4 protein-coding genes are annotated in these 4276 nt (G+C 75.4%); all 4 read left to right on the forward strand.

All coding sequences use genetic code 11. The annotated features are described in order from the left end of the window. A partial coding sequence (locus E4P42_RS26610; protein WP_135129629.1) for a VWA domain-containing protein occupies positions 1-763 on the forward strand: 763 nt, incomplete at its 5' end. Then, on the forward strand, positions 763-1377 hold the full coding sequence (cobO, locus tag E4P42_RS27530) for a cob(I)yrinic acid a,c-diamide adenosyltransferase (protein WP_245234253.1): 615 nt from the start codon (positions 763-765) through the stop codon (positions 1375-1377). The genes E4P42_RS26610 and cobO, both read left to right, overlap by 1 nt. Further along, the gene (locus E4P42_RS27260; RefSeq protein WP_245234254.1) at positions 1374-3830 is read left to right on the forward strand and encodes a cobyrinate a,c-diamide synthase; all 2457 of its coding nucleotides are present in this window, start codon (positions 1374-1376) and stop codon (positions 3828-3830) included. The genes cobO and E4P42_RS27260 overlap by 4 nt, the downstream gene beginning before the upstream one ends. After that, positions 3827-4276, forward strand: a 450-nt coding sequence (locus E4P42_RS26620) for an adenosylcobinamide-GDP ribazoletransferase (protein WP_209305889.1), incomplete at its 3' end; no start/stop codon positions are given. The genes E4P42_RS27260 and E4P42_RS26620, both read left to right, overlap by 4 nt.

Here is a 4276-nt window from a genome sequence, read left to right on the forward strand (position 1 = left end):
CGGGCGGCGCAGCCGGGCCAGGACCGCGGGCGGTCGCCGCGTCGGCGCCACCCCGTCGCCCACCGCGGGCACCGGGATCCACCTGCTCGACACCGTGCGCGCCGCGGCGCCGCACCAGATCGCCCGCGGCCGCACCGGTGGGCGCCTGCTGCTGCGGCCGACCGACCTGCGCCATGCCGTCCGGGAGGGCCGCGAGGCCAACCTGGTGCTGTTCGTCGTCGACACCTCGGGTTCGATGGCCGCGCGCAAGCGGATGCAGGAGGTCAAGACCGCGATCCTGTCCCTGCTGCTCGACGCCTACCGGCGGCGCGATCGCGTCGCGCTGGTGACGTTCCGTGATCGCGGCGCCACCGTCGCGCTGCCCGCCACCCGGTCGGTCGACGCCGCCGCCCGCCGGCTCGACGACCTGCCCGCGGGGGGCCGCACCCCACTGGCCGAGGGCCTGGCCGAGGCCGCCGACCTGGTCCGCCGGGAACGGCTGCGGGATCCGTCCCGGCGGCCGCTGCTGGTGGTGGTGACCGACGGCCGCGCCACCGCGGGACCCGACGCGGTCGAGCGGTCCCGCCGCGCCGCCGAACACCTTGCGGCACAGGGCCTTGCCGCGGTAGTGGTGGACTGCGAGACCGGCCGGATGCGGATGGGGCTGGCGCAGACGCTGGCCCGGCACATGGACGCCGACCACGTCGGGTTGGCCGAGGTGACCGCCGAGGCGCTCACCGGCATCGTGCGCGATGCGACGGGACGCACGGAAGGGGCCGCCTGATGCCGCAGGGTCAACCGCTCACGGTGCCCGACGACCGCCTCACCACCCGACAGCGCCGCAACCGGCCGCTGCTGATGGTGCACACCGGCGACGGGAAGGGGAAGTCGACCGCCGCGTTCGGCCTGGCGCTGCGCGGGTGGAACCAGGGCTTCCGGATCGGGGTGTTCCAGTTCGTGAAGTCCGCCAAGTGGCGCATCGGGGAGCAGAGCGTGCTCGAACGCCTCGGCGCGCTGCACGCCGAGACCGGTGAGGGCGGACCCGTCGAATGGCACAAGATGGGCTCGGGCTGGTCGTGGACCCGCAAGGCGGGCAGCGAGGAGGACCACGCCACCGCCGCCGCCGAAGGCTGGCAGGAGATCAAACGCCGCCTGGCCGCCGAGGCGCACGACCTGTACGTCCTCGACGAGTTCACCTACCCGATCAACTGGGGCTGGGTGGACATCGACGACGTGGTCGAGACGCTCGCGCAGCGGCCCGGCCGCCAGCACGTCGTGATCACCGGCCGGCGCGCCGACCCGAAGCTCACCGAGATCGCGGACCTGGTCACCGAGATGGCCAAGGTCAAGCATCCGATGGACGCGGGCCAGAAGGGGCAGCGAGGCATCGAGTGGTGAGTACCACGCTGCCCCGGATCGTCGTTGCCGCACCGGGTTCCGGGCACGGCAAGACCACCGTCGCGACCGGGCTGATGGCGGCGCTGAGCGCGCGCGGGCTGACCGTCTCCGGCCACAAGGTGGGCCCCGACTACATCGACCCGGGCTACCACGCGCTGGCCACCGGGAGGCCGGGCCGCAACCTGGACCCGTTCCTGGCCGGCGCCGACCGGATCGTCCCGCTGCTGCTGCACGGGGCCGCCGGTGCCGACGTCGCCGTGATCGAGGGGGTGATGGGCCTGTTCGACGGGCGACTCGGTGCCGCCGGAGAGGCGTCGACCGCGCACGTGGCCGCGTTGACGTCGTCGCCGGTGATCGTGGTCGTCGACATCTCACACGCCTCGCGCACCCACGCCGCGGTGGTGGCCGGGCTCGCCGCGTTCGACCCGGCGGCCCGGATCGCCGGCGTCATCCTCAATAAGGCCAGGACCACGCGGCACTCCGATGAGGTGCGGGAGGCGCTGGCGCGCACCGGCATACCTGTGCTCGGCGTGCTGGGCCGCGACGCCGGGGTGGAGACCCCGTCGCGGCACCTCGGGCTGGTGCCCGCCGCGGAGCGGGCCGAGTCGGCGGCGACGCTGGCGTCGCTGACCCGGCTCATCGACGAGCACGTCGACCTGGACGCCGTCCTCGAGATCGCCCGTGACGCGGCCCCGTTGGCGGGCGCGCCATGGAATCCGGCCGACGAGGTGCGGGCGCCATCGGGTGCGCGGCCGGTGGTCGCGATGGCCGGCGGCCGCGCGTTCACGTTCCGCTACGCCGAGACCGAGGAACTGCTGCGCGCCGCCGGATGCGACGTCGTCGAGTTCGACCCGCTCACCGACCCCGCGCTGCCGGCCGGCACGTCGGCCGTCTACCTCGGCGGCGGATTCCCCGAAGTGCACGTCGGGGAACTCGCCTGCAACACCGCACTGATCGGTGAGTTGCGGGCCGCGATCGACGACGGCGTGCCGACGGTGGCGGAGTGTGCGGGCCTGACCTACCTGTGCCGCACCCTCGACGACGTCCCGGTGATCGGCGCCGTCAACGCCGCCGCGGCGATGACCCCGCGCCTGACCCTGGGCTACCGCACCGCGACCGCACCCGCCGACTCCGTACTCACCGCCGCGGGCGAGCAGGTCACGGGGCACGAGTTCCACCGCACCGCAACCACACTCGACCCCGACGCTGCCGGTGACGCCGCGTGGACGCTGCCCGGCGGCGCCGACGGCGTCGCGGGCCCCACACTGCACGCCGCGTACCTGCACGTGCACTGGGCCGGTCACCCGCACCTCGCGCAGCGATTCGCCGACGCCGCCCACGCCTACGCAGGCAGCGCACCGCCGCCGCGCCTGGGGACGTCACAGGGCGTCCGCCACGACGTGGTCTCGGATGCGCCCGTCGCACCACCGTGTCCGGAGACCGCCGCCGAGGCCGCCGCCCGGCTGGCCGCGCTGGCCACGCCGCCCGGCGCGCTGGGCCGACTCGGGCGGGCCGCGGTGTGGCTGGCCGCCGTGCAGCGCCGGGTTCCACCCCGGGAGCCGGCCCATCCGCGGCTGGTGATCTTCGCCGGCGACCACGGCGTCGCCGGGCACGGTGTCTCGGCGTTTCCGTCGTCGATCACCGCGGCCACGGTGCGGGCCGCGCTGAACGGTCAGCTGGCCACCAACGCGCTGGCCGCCGCGCACGGTGTCACGGTGCGCGTGCTCGACCTCGGCGTCGACGACGACTTCGCGGACCTGCCCGCCGCCGTGCGCACCGCGCTGCAGCGCCACAAGGTGCGCCGGTCCAGTGGCGCGATCCACCTCGAGGACGCGCTCACCGATGACGAAGTGCGCGCCGCCCTGGCCGCGGGTGAGGCGGTGGCCCGCCACGAGATCGCCACCAGCGCCGACCTGCTGCTCAGCGGCGACCTCGGAATCGGGAACACCACCCCCGCAGCGGCTCTCGTGGCCGCTGCGCTCGGGCTGTCCGCCGCCGACGTGGTGGGCCGCGGCAGCGGTCTCGATGACGCCGGGCTGCGGCACAAGACCACGGTCGTCGACACCGCGCTGAGCCGGATCGGGGACCGGGCCGCCGATCCGGTGGCCACGCTGGCCGCGCTCGGCAGCGCCGACCTCGCCGCGTCGACCGGTTATCTGCTGACCGCGGCGCGCCGCGGGGTGCCGGTGCTGCTCGACGGGCTGATGGCGGTCGCCTGCGCGCTGACCGCCGAACGCATCGCGCCCGGGGCCGCGGCGTGGTTCACCGCCGGTCACCGGTCCACAGAACCCGCCCAGTCCCTCGCGCTCGACAAACTCGGGCTGACACCGCTGCTCGACCTCGAACTGCGCCTCGGCGAGGGGTCCGGTGCGGTGGCCGCCGTGCCGGTGCTGCGCAGCGCCGCCGCGGTGCTCGGCCACACCGCGCTGCTGACCGACCTGATGCCGGGGTGAGCATCTCCGACGGCTGGCGGCTGGCGGCCGGCACGCTGACCGTGCTGCCGGTGGGTGCGCCGCGGCGGGTGGACCGCGCGACCGCCAGGACGGCGATGCTGCTGGCGCCGCTCGCGGCGCTACCCCTCGGCGCGGTCACGGCGGGGATCGTGTTGGCGGGCAACACGGTCGGGCTCGCGCCGCTGATCACCGGGCTGCTGGCGGTCGGTGCGCTGGCGCTGGGCAGCCGGTGCCTGCACCTCGACGGGCTGTCCGACACGGTCGACGGGCTGACCGCGTCGTATGACCGCGACCGCAGCCTGCACGTGATGAAGAGCGGCACCATCGGCCCGGCGGGCGCGGTCGCGCTGATCGTCGTGCTCGGCCTGCAAGCCGCGGCGCTGGCCGCGCTGGCCGACCGGCCCGGTGGGGCGCTGCTGGCCGGGTCGGCGGTGGTCGCCTCCCGC

The sequence above is a fragment of the Mycobacterium sp. PS03-16 genome (genome assembly GCF_004570325.1).
Taxonomy (GTDB): Bacteria; Actinomycetota; Actinomycetes; order Mycobacteriales; family Mycobacteriaceae; genus Mycobacterium.

What these genes read in the sequence shown, in the direction of transcription:
- cobO (WP_245234253.1), top strand. Translation starts at nt 763, where the DNA reads ATGCCGCAGGGTCAACCGCTCACGGTGCCCGACGACCGCCTCACCACC.